Origin of the sequence: Pseudomonas sp. FDAARGOS_380 (assembly GCF_002591235.1) — a bacterium.
Classification (GTDB): domain Bacteria; phylum Pseudomonadota; class Gammaproteobacteria; order Pseudomonadales; family Pseudomonadaceae; genus Aquipseudomonas; species Aquipseudomonas salmasensis.
On the sequence record NZ_CP023969.1, the window covers coordinates 1,542,014 to 1,561,637 of the forward strand.

19 protein-coding genes are annotated in these 19,624 nt (G+C 61.6%); 9 read left to right on the forward strand and 10 right to left on the reverse strand.

What is annotated here, in order from left to right; all coding sequences use genetic code 11:
- Positions 1-482: 482 nt before the first annotated feature.
- A complete protein-coding gene (locus CRN80_RS07350) occupies positions 483-2,090 on the forward strand; it encodes an alkaline phosphatase family protein (RefSeq protein ID WP_098949859.1) in 1,608 nt (535 codons plus the stop codon).
- A gap of 124 nt (positions 2,091-2,214) precedes the next feature.
- On the opposite strand, the gene CRN80_RS07355 is transcribed toward CRN80_RS07350, so the two are convergent.
- Complete coding sequence (locus tag CRN80_RS07355) at positions 2,215-3,120, reverse strand: TauD/TfdA family dioxygenase (RefSeq protein WP_098949860.1); 906 nt, start codon at positions 3,118-3,120, stop codon at positions 2,215-2,217.
- 182 nt (positions 3,121-3,302) lie between these two features.
- On the opposite strand from CRN80_RS07355, the gene CRN80_RS07360 reads away from it, so the two are divergent.
- Positions 3,303-4,223, forward strand: a complete 921-nt coding sequence (locus tag CRN80_RS07360) for a LysR family transcriptional regulator (RefSeq protein WP_098949861.1) — start codon at positions 3,303-3,305, stop codon at positions 4,221-4,223.
- A 100-nt stretch (positions 4,224-4,323) separates the two neighbouring features.
- Here the strand turns inward: CRN80_RS07360 and CRN80_RS07365 are convergent, their stop codons facing one another.
- Positions 4,324-5,325 carry an ABC transporter substrate-binding protein gene (locus tag CRN80_RS07365; RefSeq protein WP_098949862.1) on the reverse strand — a complete coding sequence of 334 codons (1,002 nt, stop codon included), beginning with the start codon at positions 5,323-5,325 and terminating at the stop codon, positions 4,324-4,326.
- 279 nt (positions 5,326-5,604) lie between these two features.
- Between CRN80_RS07365 and CRN80_RS07370 the strand changes: the two genes are divergently transcribed.
- The 3 genes from CRN80_RS07370 to CRN80_RS07380 all read left to right on the forward strand — a co-directional run bounded on the left by CRN80_RS07370 (position 5,605) and on the right by CRN80_RS07380 (position 8,468).
- Positions 5,605-7,203, forward strand: a complete 1,599-nt coding sequence (locus CRN80_RS07370; RefSeq protein WP_098949863.1) for an ABC transporter permease — start codon at positions 5,605-5,607, stop codon at positions 7,201-7,203.
- Positions 7,200-8,015, forward strand: coding sequence for an ABC transporter ATP-binding protein (locus CRN80_RS07375; RefSeq protein WP_098949864.1), 816 nt, complete (start codon positions 7,200-7,202; stop codon positions 8,013-8,015). The genes CRN80_RS07370 and CRN80_RS07375 overlap by 4 nt, the downstream gene beginning before the upstream one ends.
- 138 nt (positions 8,016-8,153) lie before the next feature.
- Positions 8,154-8,468, forward strand: coding sequence for a hypothetical protein (locus CRN80_RS07380; protein ID WP_032894187.1), 315 nt, complete (start codon positions 8,154-8,156; stop codon positions 8,466-8,468).
- Positions 8,469-8,471: 3 nt separating this feature from the next.
- On the opposite strand, the gene CRN80_RS07385 is transcribed toward CRN80_RS07380, so the two are convergent.
- Positions 8,472-9,545: a fatty acid desaturase gene (locus CRN80_RS07385; RefSeq protein WP_098949866.1), complete on the reverse strand. Its 1,074-nt coding sequence runs from the start codon at positions 9,543-9,545 to the stop codon at positions 8,472-8,474.
- A gap of 101 nt (positions 9,546-9,646) precedes the next feature.
- On the opposite strand from CRN80_RS07385, the gene CRN80_RS07390 reads away from it, so the two are divergent.
- The 3 genes from CRN80_RS07390 (at position 9,647) to uraH (ending at position 11,754) form a co-directional block, all read left to right on the forward strand.
- Positions 9,647-10,651 carry an AraC family transcriptional regulator gene (locus CRN80_RS07390; RefSeq protein WP_098949867.1) on the forward strand — a complete coding sequence of 335 codons (1,005 nt, stop codon included), beginning with the start codon at positions 9,647-9,649 and terminating at the stop codon, positions 10,649-10,651.
- A 191-nt stretch (positions 10,652-10,842) separates the two neighbouring features.
- The gene (locus CRN80_RS07395; protein ID WP_098949868.1) at positions 10,843-11,316 is read left to right on the forward strand and encodes a heme-binding protein; all 474 of its coding nucleotides are present in this window, start codon (positions 10,843-10,845) and stop codon (positions 11,314-11,316) included.
- A 27-nt stretch (positions 11,317-11,343) separates the two neighbouring features.
- Positions 11,344-11,754: a hydroxyisourate hydrolase gene (uraH, locus tag CRN80_RS07400; RefSeq protein ID WP_032894191.1), complete on the forward strand. Its 411-nt coding sequence runs from the start codon at positions 11,344-11,346 to the stop codon at positions 11,752-11,754.
- Here uraH and CRN80_RS07405 read toward each other — a convergent pair.
- The gene (locus tag CRN80_RS07405; RefSeq protein ID WP_098949869.1) at positions 11,749-12,435 is read right to left on the reverse strand and encodes a Crp/Fnr family transcriptional regulator; all 687 of its coding nucleotides are present in this window, start codon (positions 12,433-12,435) and stop codon (positions 11,749-11,751) included. The genes uraH and CRN80_RS07405 overlap by 6 nt on opposite strands.
- A gap of 83 nt (positions 12,436-12,518) precedes the next feature.
- On the opposite strand from CRN80_RS07405, the gene CRN80_RS07410 reads away from it, so the two are divergent.
- Complete coding sequence (locus CRN80_RS07410; RefSeq protein ID WP_098949870.1) at positions 12,519-13,046, forward strand: DUF962 domain-containing protein; 528 nt, start codon at positions 12,519-12,521, stop codon at positions 13,044-13,046.
- A 107-nt stretch (positions 13,047-13,153) separates the two neighbouring features.
- Here CRN80_RS07410 and CRN80_RS07415 read toward each other — a convergent pair whose 3' ends face one another.
- The 6 genes from CRN80_RS07415 to dibA form a co-directional block, all read right to left on the reverse strand.
- Positions 13,154-14,122, reverse strand: coding sequence for a sulfate/molybdate ABC transporter ATP-binding protein (locus CRN80_RS07415; protein WP_098949871.1), 969 nt, complete (start codon positions 14,120-14,122; stop codon positions 13,154-13,156).
- Between the two features lie 3 nt (positions 14,123-14,125).
- Positions 14,126-14,998 (reverse strand): sulfate ABC transporter permease subunit CysW, encoded by an 873-nt coding sequence (gene cysW, locus CRN80_RS07420; RefSeq protein ID WP_003187565.1) that lies wholly within the window; start codon positions 14,996-14,998, stop codon positions 14,126-14,128.
- 13 nt (positions 14,999-15,011) lie between these two features.
- On the reverse strand, positions 15,012-15,830 hold the full coding sequence (cysT, locus tag CRN80_RS07425) for a sulfate ABC transporter permease subunit CysT (RefSeq protein WP_032894195.1): 819 nt from the start codon (positions 15,828-15,830) through the stop codon (positions 15,012-15,014).
- 178 nt (positions 15,831-16,008) lie between these two features.
- The gene (locus CRN80_RS07430; RefSeq protein WP_003187562.1) at positions 16,009-17,019 is read right to left on the reverse strand and encodes a sulfate ABC transporter substrate-binding protein; all 1,011 of its coding nucleotides are present in this window, start codon (positions 17,017-17,019) and stop codon (positions 16,009-16,011) included.
- A 148-nt stretch (positions 17,020-17,167) separates the two neighbouring features.
- The gene (gene oscA, locus CRN80_RS07435) at positions 17,168-17,350 is read right to left on the reverse strand and encodes a sulfur starvation response protein OscA (RefSeq protein ID WP_010565387.1); all 183 of its coding nucleotides are present in this window, start codon (positions 17,348-17,350) and stop codon (positions 17,168-17,170) included.
- A gap of 296 nt (positions 17,351-17,646) precedes the next feature.
- Positions 17,647-19,563, reverse strand: coding sequence for a phosphodiesterase DibA (gene dibA / locus CRN80_RS07440; RefSeq protein ID WP_098949872.1), 1,917 nt, complete (start codon positions 19,561-19,563; stop codon positions 17,647-17,649).
- Positions 19,564-19,624 lie beyond the last annotated feature (61 nt).

Here is a 19,624-nt window from a genome sequence, read left to right on the forward strand (position 1 = left end):
ACTGGCGGATTACGGGCACACCGAGCCCAAGCGAGGTGCCGAGTGGTGGGGCAAGAGCCCTTTGGTTACTTTGGGGCTTTTCCAAAGTGACCCGCCGTCGGGCGGAACCCTAAGTGGCCGTTACCGCAGGAATGGATATGTACTCGGTATGACTGTGTCGGCTGTCAGGCCGCCTTCGCGAGCAAGCCCGCTCCCACAGTTGGATCGTGGGGCGTCAGGTAGATGAGTGTCGGCTGGCTGGTCGTCATCGCAGGCAAGCCAGCTCCCACAATTTGATCGTGGGGCTTCAGGTAGATGGGCGTCGGCAGGCGGGCCGGCTTCCCCATTTGAAATGCATTCCCCTGTGGGAGCTGGCTTGCCTGCGATAGCGCCAGCAGCCACACCCATGCATTCCCTGCATAAAATCCAGACCTCAAATGCACTTGCCAGCCCCCCCTGCGAACGGCGAAAAAACGCTTCTGTCCTCCGTCCGGTAAACCCCCATGTCTGAACCAAAACCCGTGCGCAACGTGCTCTACATCATGTGCGACCAACTGCGCCGCGACTACCTGTCCTGCTACGGCCATGCCCATCTGCACACGCCGAATATCGACCGCCTGGCCGCCGCCGGTGTGCGTTTCAGTCGAGCCTATACACAAGGCACCATCTGCGGCCCGTCGCGCATGTCGGCCTACACCGGGCGCTATGTCAGCAGCCATCAAGTGGCATGGAACGCGGTACCGCTGCCGCTCGAAGAACTGACGATCGGCGACTACCTGCGCCCCCACGGCATCCGCACCGCCCTGGTGGGCAAGACCCACGCCACGCCCAACCTTGAGGCCTTGCAGCGCCTGCAGATCGACCCCGACAGTGCCCAGGCCGAGCCGCTCAATGAGGTCGGCTTCGACGCATATCTGCGTCACGACGGCATCTACCCCGACAGCCCGCTGTTCGACGATAAGCGCGAGTCCGCACCCTACACCCAGTACTTGCGCGATCACGGCTACAGCGGCCGCAACCCCTGGCATGAATGGGCCAACGCCGCCGAAGGTGAGAACAGCGAAGTGCTCAGCGGCTGGCACATGCGCAACGCCGGCAAGCCCGCACGGGTGGCCGAAGAGCATTCGGAGACGGTCTACACCACCGACCGTGCCATCGACTTTATCGACGAGCAAGGTGAACAGCCGTGGTGCCTGCACCTGTCGTATATCAAGCCGCACTGGCCCTACATCGCCCCGGCGCCGTATCACGCGCTGTACGGCGCCGAGCATGTGCAGGCGCCGATTCAACCGGAGCACACAAGCGATCACCCGGTGTACCAGGCATTTCGCCAACACCAGGAGAGCCAGAACTTTTCCCGTGACGAGGTGCGCCTCACGGTGATTCCCACCTACATGGGGCTGATCAAACAGATCGATGATCAACTCGGACGGCTGTTCGACTTTCTGCAAGGCACCGGCCGCTGGGACGACACGCTGATCGTGTTTACCAGCGACCACGGCGACTTCCTCGGCGATCATTTCCTCGGTGAAAAAGAATTCTTGCTGGAGCCTGCGGTGGGTATTCCGTTGATCGTACGCGACCCGCGTGCCAGCGCCGATGTCAGCCGCGGCACCGTGGATGAGCGTCTGGTGGAAACCATCGACGCCCTGCCCACCTTCCTCGACGCCTTGGGCTTGCCCGCCGCCGACCATCGCCTGGAAGGTCGCTCATTGATTCCATTGCTGCACGGCGCGCAACCCACCTGGCGCCGCTACGCCATTGCCGAATACGACTACGCCTTCCAGGCCCCCGCTCGCGAGCGCCTGGAGCAACCCATCGACCGTTGCCGCATGACCATGGTGCGCAGCGAGCGTTGGAAATACCTGGCATACGACGGCTTTCGCCCGCAGCTGTTCGACCTGGAAAACGACCCGCAAGAACAGCACGACCTGGGCAGCGATCCGGCCTATGCCGAGGTGCGCGAAACTCACTTGGGCTATCTGTTCGACTGGCTACGCGGGTTGAAGCGGCGCACTACCATCAGCCACACGGAAGTTGAACTGCGTGGGCAGTGGTTTCGTTATGGTGAGCCAGAGGCAGAGAAAGTGGTGAAAATCGGAGTCTGGTAAACACCACAACCCAAATGTGGGAGCGGGCTTGCTCGCGAATGCGCAGTGTCAGGCGACGAATTCATCAACTGACCCACTGCATTCGCGAGCAAGCCCGCTCCCACATTTTTAATCTTCACCCGGCTTAGAGACCTTTAGTGGTTTTGCTTGATTGCCCCTGCACCCCCACCGGCACATCGCCCTTGAGCGTGACCCGGCGCACGATGCGTTCCTGGGTGCCGTAGTCGTCCACCGCGTAATGCTGGGTGGCGCGGTTATCCCAGATCGCCACGTCACCGGTGTTCCAGCGCCAGCGCACGGTGTTTTCCAGGCGTGTGACGTGGCCTTGCAGCAGGTTGAACAACTGCGCCGACTCTGCCTGGGAGTAGCCTTTCAGGCGTTTGACGAAGTGCCCCAGCAGCAGGGTTTTCTCACCGCTGACCGGGTGCACGCGCACCACCGGGTGTTCGGTTTCGTACACCGTGGAGGTGAACACTTTGCGGTACTCCTCCTGCTTCTCCACCGCCACATCCGGCTTGCGGGCGGCATAGTCGTATTCGTTGCTGTGCACCGCCCACAGGTGGTCAGCCAGTGCGCGCAGCTCCACGCTGAGGTCGTTGTAGGCAGCGGCGGTGTTGGCCCATACGGTGTCGCCGCCGGACGCTGGCGCCAGCACCGAACGCAGGATCGAGGCTTTCGGGTAGGCATCGACGAAAGTCACGTCGGTGTGCCAGGAGTTGGCGCGCTGGCCACGGGTGCCATCCAACTCCATCAGGAACCGCGTGCCGTCCCGCACCGGCACCGTCGGGTGGGCAATCGGCTCGCCGAGCAGGTGAGCAAAGGCTTCCTGGCTCTGGTCATCGAGATGGGTTTGTTCGCGAAAGAAAATCACCTTGTACTGTACCAGCGCCTGCTGAATGGCCTCGACGGTGGCGGCATCCAGCTCACCGGACAGTTTGATGCCACGGATCTCGGCACCGATCCGCCCGGCTACCGGGTGAATATCGAGTGCGTGGGCGATGGGTTGAACGGCTAATGCGGCGTTGCTCATTGTGATGACCCTCATGTGCCTGCGAAACGGTGGGGGACGCTCCAGCAACGCTCTATCCATATGCAATTTAGGTCTAGCAAATGAACGAATGCTTCGTTGACGGAATAAGAGCTTGCATTTAAAACCTCAGCTTGCCGGGTCGCAAATGCCTTCGACCTATTTTTAAAATGCCGGGAAAGCATATGGATCTTCGCCAACTGCGCTACTTCATCGCCCTCAACGAACACCGCAGTTTCGTGCGTGCCGCGGACGCCATGGGCATCACCCAACCGGCGTTCAGCCGCAGCATCCAGGGGCTGGAACAGGAGTTCGGTTGCGTGCTCGTAGACCGTGGCCACAAGGACTTGCGCCCCACGCCGGAAGGCCAGGTGGTGTTGCAGCACGCCCTGAGCCTGGTGCATGGCGCGGCGCTGCTGAGCAGTGAAGTGACGCGCATGACCAAGCTGGACGCCGGCGACCTGCGCTTTGGCTGCGGCCCGGCGCCAGCGGTGAAACTGGTGCCGGATGCGGTGGCGCGGTTTATCAACGCGCACCCGAAAATCCGCACCACGTTTCAGGTGGATAACTGGGAAACCCTCAGCCGCCGCCTGAGCCGTGAAGAGATCGAATTCTTTATCGCCGACATCCGCCAGTTCGAGGCCGACCCGAATTTCCAGACCCGCGCACTCACCCCCAAACGCGGGGTGTTTTTCTGCCGCCCTGGGCACCCGTTGTTGGCCAAGGACAGCCTGTCCACCAACGATATGTTCGACTACCCGCTGGCGGCGCCGCTGATCTCCCAGGGCATTCGCAAGCTGTTGGCGAACCTGAGTGGGCGTATGGATTTTTCACCGAGTATCCAGACCGAGCACTTCCCGGCACTGGTGAGCATCGTGCTGCAAACCAATGCCATCGGTGTCGGCACGGAGGAAGCCTTTGCCGAGGACATTGCCAAGGGAGCGCTGGTGCTGCTGCACTGGCGCAACTTGCCGCAGCACATGGAGACAATGAGTGCGCGCTGCGGGATTGTCAGCCGCACGGGGTCGCGGTTGTCGCCGGCGGCGAAGGCGATGATTGAGATGTTGGTGGAGGTGGATAGTCAGCCGGTGAGTGTGGCGGTTTGACGGGCCCCTTCGCGAGCAAGCCCGCTCCCACATTTGGAATGCATTCCAACCTGTGGGAGCGGGCTTGCTCGCGAAGACGGCAGTACAGGCAACAACAAAATCAGAGCCCCGCCGCCACCAACCCCGGCGCCACCCAATCACTCACCTGAAACGACCTGCGAATCAACTTCTCCCTGGACGCCAAGTCCACCGCATCCTGCAATTTGCCAAGGAACACCGGGTCCAGTGTGGAGGGGAAAACTTCGCTGAGTTTCTGGTCTTTCAAATCATTGGTGAGGATCACCGGCGGGTAACTGGCCAGCCCGGACACCAGCGCGATGTACGCCTGTTTGTTGTTGTCATCGGTCAACCACTGCACCGCTTGCTGTTGGGCCTTGAGCAAGGTGGCCACGGCGTCTGGGTGGTCATCGACAAATTTGGCGCTGCCCACCAGCACGGCCTGGATGCTGCCGGCATCGCCCAGGTCCTTGGTGGTCAGCGGTATCTCTGCCAAGCCTTTGGCCTGCAACGCCGTCAGCGTGGAACCGCCCCAGGTGGCGTCAATCTGCTTGGCGGCTAGGGCGGCAGCGGCCGCATTGAAGTCCAGGTTGATCACCTTCAGGTCCTTCTCGCTCAAGCCCTGGCTGGCCAATGCGCTGTCGAACGACAACTGGCTGGCCGTGCCCCGGAACACCGCCACGCGCTTGCCCTTGAGGTCTTGCAGGGTCTTGATGCCGGAGCCCGGCACCACGCCGAGGTAATGCTTCACTCCCCGTGCGGAGGCGCTGAGCAGCCGCGTATCCAGGCCATTGGAGCGGCCGATGATCGCCGCCAAGTCGCCCAGATAAGCCAGGTCCACCTGGCCGTTGGCGAAGGCTTCGTTGATCACGGGGCCGGCGCCCTTGAAGTAATTCCACTGGATCTTGATGCCTTGGTCGGCAAAGGCTTTTTCGAAGATCTGCTGTTCACGCAACACGTCGGTAATGCCACCGCCACTGTGCTGGCTGCCGGCACTGAGGTCGGGCACGGCGATGCGGATTTCCTTGAGGTCAGCGGCATGCACCAACCCGGCCAGGGCGGTGCCGGCGAACAGGCTGATCAGACGTTTAAAGGGCAGTTTCATAAGCGCAGCTCCTGGTGGGCGACGGTCGCCTGGGGAGCAAAAAGTAGGCACAAGCTGAACAAAACTTTAAATACTATAAATTCACAATTTAATAGCTTTTAGAACTATGCAAGCTAACACGCAGGCTCCAGAGGGATATGCACAAACAGCATCGAAAATATTCTTCGAATGCATTGGATGCGTAGCGGCGTGAGGCTTTAAATGACTTTTCTTATCTCGCAATCATCTTGATCACGATTTTGTAAGATCGAAATCACATAACGCATTCGGAGGTCTTCCATGGCCCGGATTTCACTTCTGAGCCTGCCGCTGGCGGCCCCGTCCAAAGGCATCGCGCCGCGCTGGCCGCAACTGGGCCAGCGGGTGTTGCCGTGGCTGCTGCCGCTCACGCTGTTTGCCTTATGGTGGCTGGCCAGCCGCAATCATTGGATGAGCGAGCAGATTCTGCCCACTCCCGCCCTGGTGTGGAGCAGCGCGGTGGAGTTGGCCGGCGGCGAGTTATGGAGCCATCTGGCGATCAGCTTGCAGCGCTTGTTCTGGGGCCTGCTGGCCGGTATCAGTGCCGGCGCGATACTGGGCGCGTTCCTGGGTTTCAGTACGCGTGCCGAGCGCTTGGTATTCCCGACCTTCAGCGCACTGGCGCAAGTGCCGACCCTGGCCTGGATCCCGCTGTTCATGGTGTTTTTCGGCATTGGCGAAACCCTCAAGCTGGTGGTGCTGGTCAAGGCCATCGTGGTGCCCGTCACCCTGCATACCCTGGTGGGCGTGCGCGATGCCCAACCCAACTTGCGCGAAGCTGCCCGGGTGCTGCGCCTGCCTGGCCACTTGTTGGTCCGCCGTCTGATCCTGCCCGCCGCATTGCCGGCGTTCATGGCCGGCGTGCGCCTGGCCCTGGCGGCCGGCTGGACTTCCTTGCTGGCCGTGGAGCTGCTGGCTTCCAGCGAAGGCATCGGCTACCTGATGGTGTGGGCGCGCCAGTTGTTCATGCTCGATATCGTCTTCGTGTGCATCGTGGTCATTGGCGTGCTGGGGGTGGTGATTGACCGCGGCATCGGCTGGCTGGATCGCAAGTGGGTGCACTGGCCGCACCCTGCCACCGCGCAGATCCGCCGCGGGCCACGCTATGAAGGCTGGCAACGCCTGCAGCCCTGGTTGTTACCCTTGCTGTTGTTGGCGCTGTGGCAGGCCGCGACGCAACAGGGCTGGGTAGACCCGAACATTCTGGTCAGCCCCTGGACCGTGCTGCAAACCACCCTGGCCGGCGCGCTGGATGGCAGCCTGACCACCGCCCTGGGCAAAAGCCTGGGCCGAGCCATGGGCGGCTTGCTGCTCGGCGGCAGCCTGGGCTTTGCCTTGGGGTTGTGGCTGGGGTTGTCGCGGCGCAGTGAGCGACTGTTCGGCCCAACCTTGTCCGCGCTGCGTCAGATTGCGATTTTTGCCTGGGTGCCGCTGCTGACCGCCTGGTTCGGCCTGGGTGAGTTGGCCAAGTGGGTGTTTATCGCCCTCGCCGCCTTCTTCCCGTTGTTTATCGCCACCCAGCGCAGCGTGCTCAACCTGTCGCCTCAACTTCGTGAAGCCGCGCAGGTGCTGCGCCTGAACCTCTGGCAACGCCTGCGCCGCCTGGTACTGCCGGGCGCCGCGTCGGGGATTTTCGCCGGCCTGCGCCTGAGCCTGATCTACGCGTGGATGGGCACCCTCGGCGCCGAATATTTCATGCCCTCCAATGGCGGCATCGGCAGCCTGATGATCGGCGCCCAACAGCTGCTGCGCATGGACCTGATCATGAGCGGCATGCTGCTGGTCGGCCTCACCGGCGCCACCCTCAACCTGCTCGGCCAACGCTTCGAAACCCGCGCCACTCGCTGGAGACACGCATGAACGCACCGATTGTCAGCTTCAACCATGTGGGCAAGTCCTTCGACGTCGATGGCTTCGAACTGGAAGCCATCCGCGAATTCAACCTGGAGGTGGCCGAAGGGGAATTCGTCGCGATTGTCGGCGCCAGCGGTTGCGGCAAGTCGACCCTGCTGCGCCTGCTGGTGGGGCTCGATACGCAGTTTCGCGGCGAGATCCGCGTGGATGGCAACGCCGTCAGCGGCATCGGCGGCGAACGCGGCATTGTGTTCCAGGAGCACCGTCTGTTTCCGTGGCTGACCGTGGCGCAAAACATCGGCCTGGGCCTGGTCAACGAGCCGCTGAGCGAGGCCGAGCGCACGCGGCGCATCAACGATTTTATCGAGCTGGTGGGCCTCACCGACTTCACCCGCGCCTACCCGCACCAACTCTCCGGCGGCATGGCGCAACGGGTGGCGATTGCCCGTGGCCTGGTGGCCAGCCCGCGCATCCTGTTGCTGGACGAACCCTTCGGCGCCCTCGACGCGCTGACCCGCCAGCAGATGCAGGATGAGCTGTTGGCAATTCGCGCCCGCGCCAGGATCACCACAGTGCTAGTGACCCATGATGTGGAAGAGGCGATTTTCCTCGCCGACCGTGTGGTGGTGATGGAGCCCAGGCCCGGGCGCATCAAGCAAATAGTCGACATCGCCCTGCCCCATCCACGCCAGCGCAGCAGCTTTGAATTCCACCAACTGCGCGAAGAACTGCTGCACGAACTGATCAGCGATGACCACTACCAACCGCCCGTGCGTGAACAGATTCGCGATTTGCCCCTGGCGTTTATTGCCTGCTAGGAAAACGATCACCTCAGGCCCAAGCGACATCCCCACTTACAACCCCAGCGTTGCGATAACCGAGGCAGACGTCTTAGATGCGGGCTCGCTGTATCTACCCAAAATCTTTTAATTGCCTTTTACTCAGGAAGAGTACGCATGACTGTAGCCTCCCATTTAATGGCCTGTATGGCCCTATCCCTGCTGCCGATGGCTGCGCAGGCCGCGGCCGACATCGCCCCGGTTGAACATCCGCTGATCGAAGTGGTGAACAAGACCAAGACCCCACTGGATATTATTCAGGGGAAATGGATAACCGTCGTCCTGCCGGGAGAAAGCCAGCAGGTCGAGGACTCCAAGACCCGCCCGCTGACGATCGCCACTAAAACACGCGAAGCGGCCATCAGATTTGTAACGCTTTCGTACGCCAAAGGCTGCAAGGCTCAGACCTGCCTGCTGATTACCGGAGAGTAAACCTCACACCGGCGCAGCCTGATTGACTTGCGACTGCGCCTGTTCTTCTCGCTCATATCGATTGGCCCGCGTAAACGTACCCAAATCATTGAAGCGCACACCCATCTCGGCCATCACCTTATGCGCCACCTTGGTGGTCATCTGGCGGATGTAGAACGGCTCTTTCACCACAAAGTGATGGATGCCATGGGTGCTGCCGAAATTGAAGCAGAACGCCTGCAACGGCCACAGCCACCAAGGGTTCAGTACTTGGGTTTGCTGGATCACATTGCCCAGTTCCACATCGCCGTAGTAGTGCATATTGGAGCTGACAAAGTGCAGGCAGAAGGTGCGCAACACGTTCGGGCCGATGATCACCACGGCAGCGATATCGATCACCTGCATCACCTGCAACGTACCGGCTGACCACTGGATGGGCGCACCCATCAAACTGGCAATGCCATTGGCGGCATGAAAGCCCAGGAAGACGTACCACGCGCCCCAATGCAGCAAGGCCAGCGGTGCGTACACCAGCAGCACGCGCTTGAGGATGCTGAACCTGTGCGGCCAGGTCTTGGCGCGCAACAGGCGGATCAAGGCCGACATCATGTTGTCCCCCACCATCAACAACCGCGCGATACCCCAGGGTTCGCCATTGGTGATCGCACGCTCTTCCATGTCGGCTTCAGTGCCCGAGACCTTGTGATGGTTGAGGTGCAGATGCCGGCGTATCCACGGGTTGATGGTGCTCGGGCGCGCCAGCCACACCAGGCCCATCATCAAATTGTGGGGCGCGCGCTGTTTGCGAAAGTACATGCTGTGGATCAGGTCGTGTTCCAGCTCGTGGGTGAGCGAGGCGAAGAAGGCATTGAGCAGCAGACACACCCACCAGGCCATATGACCGCTGATGTAGAGCACCGCCGAGCCGAGCATGCCCAGCAAGGCAAAGGCCAGGATGCCTGCACCCAGGGCGTCCTGATGCAACAACCAGGGATGCCGCTGGCGCAGGCGCACGCCTTCGGCCATCACGACCTCGCGGATGTGCGCCGAACGCTGTTGTGCGTTCAACGGCTGGGGGCTTGCAGAAGTACCGTCCATGCTTCCATTCTCTTGTGAAGTGATGCCTGAATCCTGCACCTAACCCTAGCGCAGGACGCTAGCCGCGCACGCCAATCTGTTGACCCCAAGCGCCAATTGCCATGACCGAACCTACTTCCCTCGCCAGCTGGACCCGCGCCCTGCGCAAGCAGCTCGACGCCCTGGGCCTCGACAGCGCCGCGCTTTGCGCCGAGGCCGGGCTGGACCCGCAGCAGATGGACGACCCCAACGCCCGCTACCGGTTGTCGGCCACCACACGCTTATGGGCGCTGGCGGTACAGGCCAGTGGCGACCCGGCGATTGGGCTGCGGGTGTCGCGGTTTGTCAGCCCCACCACCTTTCATGCACTGGGTTACGCATTGGTGGCCAGCGGCAGCTTGCGCGAGGTATTCGAGCGCATCGTGCGCTATCACCAGGTGGTCAGTGATGCCCTGGACCTGGAGCTGAGCCGCCACGGCGACATCTACCGTTTTCGCCTGCTCCAACCCCCAGGTAGCCCCGCGCCCGCGCCGGAAGCGATCGATGCCTTTGCGGCGATCTACGTACGCACCTGCCGCAACCGCCTGGGTCGCGACTATGCGCCGTTGGCCGTTTACCTGCGGCGCCCGGAACCTACCGACCCCAAGCCGTGGCACACGGTATTTCGCTCGCCAGTATTCTTTGCCGCCGACGAAGACCGCCTGGAATTCGCCGCCAGCGACTTCGACAGCCACCTGGACGACGCCAACCCGGAGCTGGCCGAACACAACGAAACCGTGCTCAAGCGCACCCTCGCCCAACTGCAACCGCTGACCTGGGAACGCAAGGTGCGCGCCGCCATCGAGGCGCAATTGCCGGACGGCGAGCCAAGCGCCGAACGCATCGCCCAAGCGATGCACTTGAGCCTGCGCAGCTTGCAGCGGCATCTGGCCGATGAAGGGTGTCGGTTTGACGCCTTGCTTAACGAGTGCAGGCAAAACCTGGCGTTATTGCACCTGCGCGACCCGCAGTGCTCATTGGCCGAGATCAGCCATTTGCTGGGGTTTGCCGATACGAGCAGTTTCAATCGTGCGTTCAAGCGCTGGACGGGGATGACGCCGGGGCAGTTTCGCGACGGGTTGCAGTAGCAAGGGCCTCATCGCAGGCAAGCCAGCTCCCACAGGGGAATGCGTTCACATGTGGGAGCTGGCTTGCCTGCGATAAGGCCGGTACAACCACCCCAAATCCCTGAGTTTGATTACAAACCTGTCATCCAATTGTGCGGCTTTTGTCCGCATCCACTGGTTACCGTGACGGCCTGCTTTCTGGAGCCCTCACTATGTACCGCACTGCCTTGTTCCTGAGCCTCGCCGCGGCCACCGCCGCCCAGGCGGCGCCACAATTGCCACGCCACGCCGAGCTGGATCTGCACACCGCTCGCCAACTGGCCGACGCCAGCCTGGCCCATTGCACCGCTGCGCTGACCGTACTCGACCGCGGTGGCAACCTGTTGCTGGGCCTGCGCGCTGACGGTGTCGGCCCGCACAACAGCCTCGCCAGCCAACGCAAGGCGTACACGGCGCTGTCGACAAAAACCCCGACCCGGCTGTTTGCCGAACGGGCGCGTAATAACCCCGAGGCCGCCAACCTCAACAGCTTGCCCGAGCTGCTGTTGCTCGGCGGTGGCGTGCCGCTGTTTGCCGACGCCGAACTGGTCGGTGCCCTAGGCATCGCCGGTGCCGGTGGCGCCGCGCAGGATGAAGCCTGCGCCGTGCAGGCCGCCGAGCAACTGGGCTTGAAAATCACCCCTTGATTCCACTTCCCTCAAAAGGACTTCGCCATGAAAACCTTGAGCATGACCCTTGCCGCACTGAGCCTGAGCGGCCTGTGCAACCTGGCCCTGGCCGACGGCAACCCCCTGAGCGTGCACGTACTCAACCTGGAAAATGGCCTGCCAAGCGCCGGGGTCAATGTGACCCTGGAACAGCACGTGGGCGATAAATGGCAGTCGCTGTCTGAAGGTGTGACCAACCAGCAAGGCCGCATCGCCGAGCTGTTCCCGGCCAACCGCAGCCTGCAGCCGGGCGAGTACCGTGTGGTATTCAAGACAGGCGATTACTACAAGAAGGCTAACCGCGAAACGTTCTTCCCCGAGGTGCCGGTGATCTTTCAGGTCAAGCAGGCCGACCAGCACTATCACATCCCGCTGCTGCTCAGCCCTTACGGCTTCTCCACCTATCGCGGTTCATAGGCCCGCGGCCAGCTGCAGCCCATTGAGGTCGCGTATCTCGATGGCGCCGTAACTCAAGCCGATAATGCCCTGTTGCTCCAGCGCCTTGAGCAGACTGTTGATGGTCTGGCGCGACAGGCCCAGCATTGCCGCCAGATCCTCCTGGGGCAGTTGCAGCACACGACGCGCCTGCTCCACTTCGCCGTAGCCTTGGGCAATCATCAGCAACCGATGGGCCAGCCGCTTTGAGGCGGGCATCAGGCTTATCTGTTCGATAGTGATCAACGACAGTCGCAGTTTATGGCTCATCAACAAAGCCATCTCCCGCCAGAACAGCGGACGCTGTTCAAGAATGCCGAGCATCGCCGCCTGCGGCACCTGCAACAGCCTGCATGCGCCGGTGGCCAGGGCATCGTGGGTACGCGGCAGGTTGTCGAACAGGCAGATCTCGCCGAACCAGTAGGGCGTTTCCACCAGGCTCAACACCGCTTCCTTGCCTTGGGCACTGACCGCGCTGATGCGCACCGTGCCTTCCAGCACCGCATACACGCCGCACGGCGGGTCACCGCGCTTGAACAGGTACTGCCCCGCCGTCAGCACACGCAACCGCGCCGCCGCCAGCAGGCTACGCTGCAAGTCAGGCGGCAAATGGTTGAACCACTGACCGCGAGCCAATTGTGCGTGCCATGTCCCTGTGTCCATGCGAACTCCGAAGATTGTCGCCCAGTTGACAGTTAGGCACCGGCTGACAGGGCATGATCAAACATCCTACAGGAGGAACAACAATGAAAAGCCTCGTCGACCACCTCAGTCAATACGCCGCGTACCACCGCGACCCACGCAACATCGCCAGCCACTTCATCGGTATCCCGTTGATTGTGGTGGCGGTGGCCGTGCTGCTGTCGCGCCCCGAATGGTCGGTGGGCGGGCTGTGGCTGTCACCTGCGGTGCTGCTGGCGCTGTTTTCGGCGTGGTTTTACTTGCGCCTGGAACTGGCCCTGGGCGTATTGATGACGGTGCTGATGGGCTTGTCGGTGTGGGCCGGGCATGGGCTGGCGGCGCAAAGCACGGCGGTGTGGCTGAGCAGCGGCGTGGGGATGTTTGTGGTGGGCTGGGTGATTCAGTTCGTCGGGCACTACTACGAAGGCAGGAAGCCTGCGTTTGTGGACGATGTGTCGGGGCTGATCGTGGGGCCGTTGTTTGTGGTGGCGGAGTTGGCGTTTTTGCTGGGGTTGCGGCAGGACCTCAAGCGGCAGATTGAACAGCGTTCGGGGCCGGTGGCTCGCCGCGATCTTAAGCCAAGCGAGGTCTAAATGTGGGAGCGGGCTTGCTCGCGAATGCGGTGGGTCAGTGATGAATGTATCAACTGACACTCCGCATTCGCGAGCAAGCCCGCTCCCACAGGGGTTTTGCGCTGGGTTCAGGTTTTGGGTTTGAAGAACAGGGTCTCGCCCCGGGCCAGGCCGGTTAGGCTGTCATGGTCTTTCACCACTTCGGCCTCGATCAATTCACTCTGGCCTTCAACCTTCAAGGTCACGCGAGTGGTCGCACCCAACGGCCGAATATCCCGCACTTGCGCCGCATGGTGATCCTCCAGCTCATGGCGCGACAGCGACACTTCGTGGGGGCGGAACAGCAGGTGCTTGTCTTCGCCCAAATGCAGGCGGTTGGAGTCACCCAGGAAGTGATAAACAAAGTCGCTGGCCGGGTTTTCGTAGACGTCGCCCGGTGAACCGATCTGCTCGATCACGCCCTTGTTCATCACCACGATACGGTCGGCGACTTCCATGGCCTCTTCTTGGTCGTGGGTCACGAAGACCGAGGTCAGGTTGATGTCTTCGTGCAGGCGCGCCAGCCAGCGGCGCAGTTCTTTACGCACCTTGGCATCAAGGGCGCCGAAGGGTTCGTCGAGCAGCAACACCTTGGGCTCCACCGCCAGGGCGCGGGCCAGGGCGATACGCTGGCGCTGGCCGCCGGAGAGTTGTTCGGGGTAACGGTCGGACAACCAATCCAGCTGCACCATGTTCAGCAGCTCATGAACTTTGCCCGCGATCTGGCTTTCGCTGGGGCGTTGGTTTTTCGGCTTCATGCGCAGGCCGAAGGCGACGTTGTCGAACACGGTCATGTGGCGAAACAGCGCGTAGTGCTGGAACACAAAGCCCACGTTGCGATCACGCACATCGTGGCCGGAGACGTCTTCGCCATGGAACACGATACTGCCGGCATCCGGAGTTTCCAGGCCGGCGATGATGCGCAGCAACGTAGTCTTGCCACAGCCGGACGGGCCCAGCAACGCCACCAGCTCGCCACTCTGGATATCCAGGTTGATGCTGTCCAGGGCCTTGAAGGCGTTGAAGTTCTTGCTGACATTACGGACTTCGATCGACATGACTTATTCCTCACCCGCGCTGTTGCGCAGGCGGTTGATTCGGTTCTCGCTCCACTGCTTGAGCAGCAGGATGAAGAGCGCCAGGATCAGCAACAGGCTGGCCACCGCAAACGCGGCAACGTGGTTGTATTCGTTGTAGAGAATCTCGACATGCAGCGGCAGCGTGTTGGTGACGCCGCGAATGTGGCCGGACACCACCGACACCGCGCCGAACTCCCCCATGGCCCGCGCCGTACACAGCACCACGCCGTAGATCAGGCCCCACTTGATGTTCGGCACGGTGACATGCCAGAACATCTGCCAGCCATTGGCGCCCAGCAGGCGCGCGGCCTCTTCTTCCTGGGTGCCCTGCTCCTGCATCAGCGGGATCAGCTCACGGGCCACGAACGGCACGGTGACGAAGATGGTCGCCAGCACGATGCCCGGCAGGGCGAACACGATCTGGATGTCATGGTCTTGCAACCACGGCCCGAAGAAGCCCTGGGCGCCGAACATCAACACGTACACCAGGCCGGCGATCACCGGCGAGACGGAGAACGGCAGGTCGATCAGCGTAACCAGGATGCTCTTGCCGCGGAACGAGTACTTGCTCACGCACCAGGCGGCGCTGACGCCGAATACCAGGTTGAGCGGCACCGAAATCAGCACGGCGATCACCGTGAGTTTCAGCGCCGACAACGCGTCCGGTTCAAGGATTGCGGTGAAGAACGTGCCGAGGCCGTTCTTCAAACCCTGGGACACCACTACCAGCAACGGCAGCAGCAGGAACAGCACGAACACCAGCCAGCCAAGGCCGATCAGGATGCGTCGCGAGGTCGCGCTGCCACGCCGGGCGGCGTTGGCCGAGGACGCGGCGGAAATAGACGATTGGGACATGTTCCGCGCCTCCTTATGGACGTTCGATGCGCCGCTGCAACAAGTTGATCAGCAGCAGCAAGACAAAGGACACCACCAGCATCAGCACACCAATGGAGGTGGCGCCGCGGTAGTCGTATTGGTCGAGCTTGACCATGATCAGCAAGGGCAGGATCTCGGTTTTCATCGGCATGTTGCCGGCGATGAAGATCACCGAACCGTACTCACCCACGCCTCGGGCAAACGCCAAGGCGAAGCCGGTCAGCCAGGCGGGCAACAATGCCGGCACGAGGATGTAGCGGAACACCTGCAACGGCTTGGCGCCGAGGCAGGCCGCGGCCTCTTCGATTTCCCGGGGGATATCGGCCAGTACCGGCTGCACGGTGCGCACCACAAAGGGCAACGTGACGAAGGTCAGCGCCAGGGTGATACCCAGGGGGGTGTAGGCGATCTTAAAACCCAGGTCGGTGGCAAACTGGCCGACCAGGCCGTTGGGTGCGTACAACGCCGTCAGCGCAATACCGGCGACGGCAGTGGGCAGAGCGAACGGCAGGTCGATCATCGCATCAATGACCTTGCGCCCGGGGAAGGTGTAGCGCACCAGCACCCAGGCGAGCAGCGTGCCGATCACACCGTTGATCAGCGCGGCGTACAGCGCGGTGCTGAAGCTCAGTTTCAAGGCCGCCAATACGCGAGGCGCGGAAATGATGTTCCAGAACTGATCCCAGGTGAGTTGAGCGGCGTGTACAAACATCGCCGCCAGGGGGATGAGTACGATCAGGCTGAGGTACACCACGGTGTAGCCCAGCGTCAGCCCGAAGCCGGGTATGACGGGGGAGATACGACGCGACATAATAGTCCTTGGTTAGCGGAACGGATATGCAAAACCCGCAAATGAATGCGGGCTCTCCTGACCCCTGTAGGAGCGAGCTTGCTCGCGAAGATCGTCAACGATAACGCGGGCAGTCTGTTTGCACGCGGTGCCTTGAAGTTTTTCGCGAGCAAGCTCGCTCCTACAGTGATCGGTGTAGTTATTGCGCCGTGTAGATCTGGTCGAACACACCACCGTCATTGAAGAATTTCGGTTGGGCAGTTTTCCAGCCGCCGAAGTCTTTGTCGATAGTTACCAGGTCCAGTTTCGGGAACTGCTGGGCGTATTTGGCGGCGACTTTTTCATCCCGTGGGCGGTAGAAGTTCTTCGCCGCAATCTCCTGGCCCGCCGGGCTGTACAGGTGGTTGAGGTACGCGGTGGCGATCTCGGTGTTGCCCTTTTTCTCGGCGTTCTTGTCCACCACCGCCACAGGCGGTTCCGCCAGGATCGACAGGGACGGCACGACGATGTCGAACTTGTCGGCGCCGCCGTCTTCCTTCAAGGCCAGGAACGCCTCGTTTTCCCATGCCAGCAGCACGTCACCCTGGCCGTTGTTAACGAAGGTAATGGTAGAACCGCGCGCGCCGGTGTCCAGTATCGGCACGTGCTTGAACAGCTCTTTGACGTATTCCTGGGCCTTGGCTTCACTGCCGCCGGCCTTGAGGCCGTAGGCCCAGGCGGCGAGGAAGTTCCAGCGCGCACCGCCGGAGGTTTTCGGGTTGGGCGTGATCACCGACACGTCTTTCTTGATCAGGTCGCCCCAGTCCTTGATGCCCTTGGGGTTGCCCTTGCGCACCAGGAACACAATGGTGGAGGTGTACGGCGTGCTGGCGTCCGGCAGGCGGGTCTGCCAGTTCTCCGGCAGGGTTTTGCCCAGCTTGGCGATTTCGTCGATGTCGCCGGCCAGGGCCAGGGTGACAACGTCGGCGCGCAGGCCATCGATCACCGCCCGGCCTTGCTTGCCCGAGCCACCGTGGGACTGCTGGATCTTGACGTTGTCGCCGGGGTGGGACTGTTTCCAGAAGCTGGTGAACTCAGCGTTGTAGTCCTGGTAGAGCTCACGAGTGGGGTCGTACGAAACGTTGAGCAACTCGTAGTCCTTGGCAACGGCGGAACCGGCAAACACGGCACTGGCCAATGCGGCCAAGGCATAACGGCGAATCGACGACATAGAAGCTCCTGAAATTCTTGTATGTTGGCGCAACCCTGTAGGAGCGAGCTTGCTCGCGAAAAACCCAGGAGCACCGCGTTAAACCTGATGCGCTGCGTTATCGTTGGCGTTTTTCGCGAGCAAGCTCGCTCCTACTGGTGACGTGTTCTTAGGCGGGTTTGTTGCCCGGGTTCTGCAGACGGAATTTTTCCTTGCGTTCGATCTGTACCACTTGGGCGTTGTGCACGGTGATTTCCACCGCGCCAAACCGCAGGTCGCGCAGGGCGCTCTGGATTTCACGCAAAATGGCTGCTTCGTCCTGGCCGTCAACGCTACGTAGAGATGCGCTCATGGTCTCGCTCCTGAAATGAGTAGTGCCTGGCAGTGGCGGCACTGCTTGCGGCGTGAGGGCGATAGTAGATAAGCGCGGATATTCTTAAAAATACTATTTAAGAATGTTTATATAACCAGAAAGAATTTTCTGATAGGGCATGGGGTTGCAAGGGTTTCGGCAGAAAAAACGCACACACACCGGCGCCGCAGAACCTCTGTGGGAGCTGGCTTGCCTGCGAAAGCGGTGGTGCAGTAACACCTGCAGTGACTGACACATCGCCTTCGCGGGCAAGCCCGGCTCCCACATTGACCGAGTCAGTCCTGGCGGATCAGAGGGGCTCGGGTCCAGTCGATTTCATCAGCCGGCATCGGCCGTCCAAACCAATACCCCTGGCCCATGTCGCATTCCTGATCCAGCAGGAACCGCGCCTGCTCCACCTGCTCGATGCCTTCGGCGTGCACCTGCATGCCCATGCTTTTGGCCAGGGCGATCACCACGCGCACAATCGCCGCATCGTCTTCGTCCCACGGCAAGCCCGCCACAAAGCCCTGGTCGATCTTGAGCTTCTGCACCGGCAGGCGTTTGAGGCGCAGCAATGAGGAATAACCGGTGCCAAAGTCGTCGATGGCCAGGCGCAGGCCCAGTTCGCGCAGGCGGTGCAGTTGCTCCAGGGCGACTTCCGGGTCGTCCATCACGGCGCTCTCGGTGACTTCCAGCTCCAAAAAGGCCGGATCCAGCCCCGTGGCGTGCAGCACTTGGGCGACTTGCTCATACAGCTCGCGCCGGGCAAACAGGCGGCTGGAGACATTGATTGCGATAAAGCTCAGCGGCGCGCCGTCGGCCAGCCACTGGCACATCTGGCGGCAGGCCTGGTCCATCACCCACGCATCGATGTCGGCAATCAGCCCGGTGCGCTCGGCGATAGGGATGAACTCGCCCGGCGGCACCAGACCGCGTTCCGGGTGCTGCCAGCGCACCAGTGCTTCAACGCCGACCAAACGGCTGTCGTGCAGGTCGTGCACCGGCTGGTAATACACGCGCAGCTCATGTTGATCGAGGGCGCGGCGCAGCTCACCGGCGATTTCCACTCGGTGTTGGGCATGGGCCGTCAGCTCTTCGGTATACAACGCGTAACCTTCGCGCCCGGCACTCTTGGCTTTGAACAAGGCGGAATCGGCGTTGCGCAGCAGTTGCTCGGCGCTGAGGGCGTCACTGGGGAACAGGCTGATACCGATACTGGCGCTGATAAACAGCTGGTTGCCGTCAAAAATGAACGGATCCTTCATGGCGTTGAGCATGCGCTGCGCCAAGGCCGCCGCTTGCACCACCTGTGGGCAACTTTCGGCCAGCACGGCAAATTCGTCGCCCCCCAGGCGCGCCAGGGTCACCCCCGGCCCAAACAGGCCGCTGAGGCGTTCGGCCACCAGCTTGAGCAATTGATCGCCGACGTTATGGCCCAGGCTGTCGTTGATGATCTTGAAGTGGTCCAGGTCCATCAACAGCAGGGCGCAGCCACGCTTATGCACCTGCGCTGAGGCCAGGGCCTGCTCGGCGCGATCGGTAAACAACAGGCGGTTGGGCAGGTCGGTGAGCGGGTCGTGATGGGCCAGGTGCGCCAATTCGTGCTCGGAGTTCTTCATGGCGCTGATGTCCGAGAACACCGCAACGTAGTGGCTGACCTTGCCCTGGTCATCGTGAATCACGCGGATGGTTTGCCACTGGGGGTACACCTCGCCGCTTTTTCGTCGGTTCCAGATTTCGCCGCTCCATTCGCCGGTGCTTTCCAGGGCCTGGAACATTTGCTGGTAGAAATGCGCCGAGTGGCGCCCGGACTTGAACAGGCTTGGGCGTTGGCCCATCACGTCTTCGCATTGGTAGCCGGTGATCTCCATGAACGCGCGGTTGACGTGCACGATCAGCCCCTGGGTATCGGTGACCAGCACCCCTTCACGGGTGCAATCGAACACCGCAGCGGCCTGGCGCAGGCGCTCGCGGTTCTCTTTCAGGGGTTGCTGCAACGCGTGGGCACGGGCAAAACGCCGGCCTATCCAGTAAATGAGCAACGCGCTGAGGCTGACCCACACATAACCGCGCGCCTGCAGCCAGCGCCCCAGCTCCAAGGGTTCATCGATAAAGTTGATTAATAGGTAATGGCTGAGCTGGAGCCAAAGGATGGAAACCAGCAGGTACACCAACCCCGCACGTAGGGCACCTCGGTATGAAAACAGCATATGCTTAGTAATCCTTACTAAATAACCAGAATCGCCCTACAAAGACTCCGGATTATAGAGT

What these genes read in the sequence shown, in the direction of transcription:
- CRN80_RS07370 (WP_098949863.1), top strand. Translation starts at nt 5,605, where the DNA reads ATGGCCCGGATTTCACTTCTGAGCCTGCCGCTGGCGGCCCCGTCCAAA.
- CRN80_RS07410 (WP_098949870.1), top strand. Translation starts at nt 12,519, where the DNA reads ATGAAAAGCCTCGTCGACCACCTCAGTCAATACGCCGCGTACCACCGC.
- CRN80_RS07365 (WP_098949862.1), bottom strand. Translation starts at nt 5,325, where the DNA reads ATGAAACTGCCCTTTAAACGTCTGATCAGCCTGTTCGCCGGCACCGCC.
- CRN80_RS07380 (WP_032894187.1), top strand. Translation starts at nt 8,154, where the DNA reads ATGACTGTAGCCTCCCATTTAATGGCCTGTATGGCCCTATCCCTGCTG.
- CRN80_RS07355 (WP_098949860.1), bottom strand. Translation starts at nt 3,120, where the DNA reads ATGAGCAACGCCGCATTAGCCGTTCAACCCATCGCCCACGCACTCGAT.
- CRN80_RS07360 (WP_098949861.1), top strand. Translation starts at nt 3,303, where the DNA reads ATGGATCTTCGCCAACTGCGCTACTTCATCGCCCTCAACGAACACCGC.
- cysW (WP_003187565.1), bottom strand. Translation starts at nt 14,998, where the DNA reads ATGTCCCAATCGTCTATTTCCGCCGCGTCCTCGGCCAACGCCGCCCGG.
- oscA (WP_010565387.1), bottom strand. Translation starts at nt 17,350, where the DNA reads ATGAGCGCATCTCTACGTAGCGTTGACGGCCAGGACGAAGCAGCCATT.
- cysT (WP_032894195.1), bottom strand. Translation starts at nt 15,830, where the DNA reads ATGTCGCGTCGTATCTCCCCCGTCATACCCGGCTTCGGGCTGACGCTG.
- CRN80_RS07415 (WP_098949871.1), bottom strand. Translation starts at nt 14,122, where the DNA reads ATGTCGATCGAAGTCCGTAATGTCAGCAAGAACTTCAACGCCTTCAAG.
- CRN80_RS07385 (WP_098949866.1), bottom strand. Translation starts at nt 9,545, where the DNA reads ATGGACGGTACTTCTGCAAGCCCCCAGCCGTTGAACGCACAACAGCGT.
- CRN80_RS07375 (WP_098949864.1), top strand. Translation starts at nt 7,200, where the DNA reads ATGAACGCACCGATTGTCAGCTTCAACCATGTGGGCAAGTCCTTCGAC.
- CRN80_RS07405 (WP_098949869.1), bottom strand. Translation starts at nt 12,435, where the DNA reads ATGGACACAGGGACATGGCACGCACAATTGGCTCGCGGTCAGTGGTTC.
- CRN80_RS07395 (WP_098949868.1), top strand. Translation starts at nt 10,843, where the DNA reads ATGTACCGCACTGCCTTGTTCCTGAGCCTCGCCGCGGCCACCGCCGCC.
- CRN80_RS07350 (WP_098949859.1), top strand. Translation starts at nt 483, where the DNA reads ATGTCTGAACCAAAACCCGTGCGCAACGTGCTCTACATCATGTGCGAC.
- dibA (WP_098949872.1), bottom strand. Translation starts at nt 19,563, where the DNA reads ATGCTGTTTTCATACCGAGGTGCCCTACGTGCGGGGTTGGTGTACCTG.
- CRN80_RS07390 (WP_098949867.1), top strand. Translation starts at nt 9,647, where the DNA reads ATGACCGAACCTACTTCCCTCGCCAGCTGGACCCGCGCCCTGCGCAAG.
- uraH (WP_032894191.1), top strand. Translation starts at nt 11,344, where the DNA reads ATGAAAACCTTGAGCATGACCCTTGCCGCACTGAGCCTGAGCGGCCTG.
- CRN80_RS07430 (WP_003187562.1), bottom strand. Translation starts at nt 17,019, where the DNA reads ATGTCGTCGATTCGCCGTTATGCCTTGGCCGCATTGGCCAGTGCCGTG.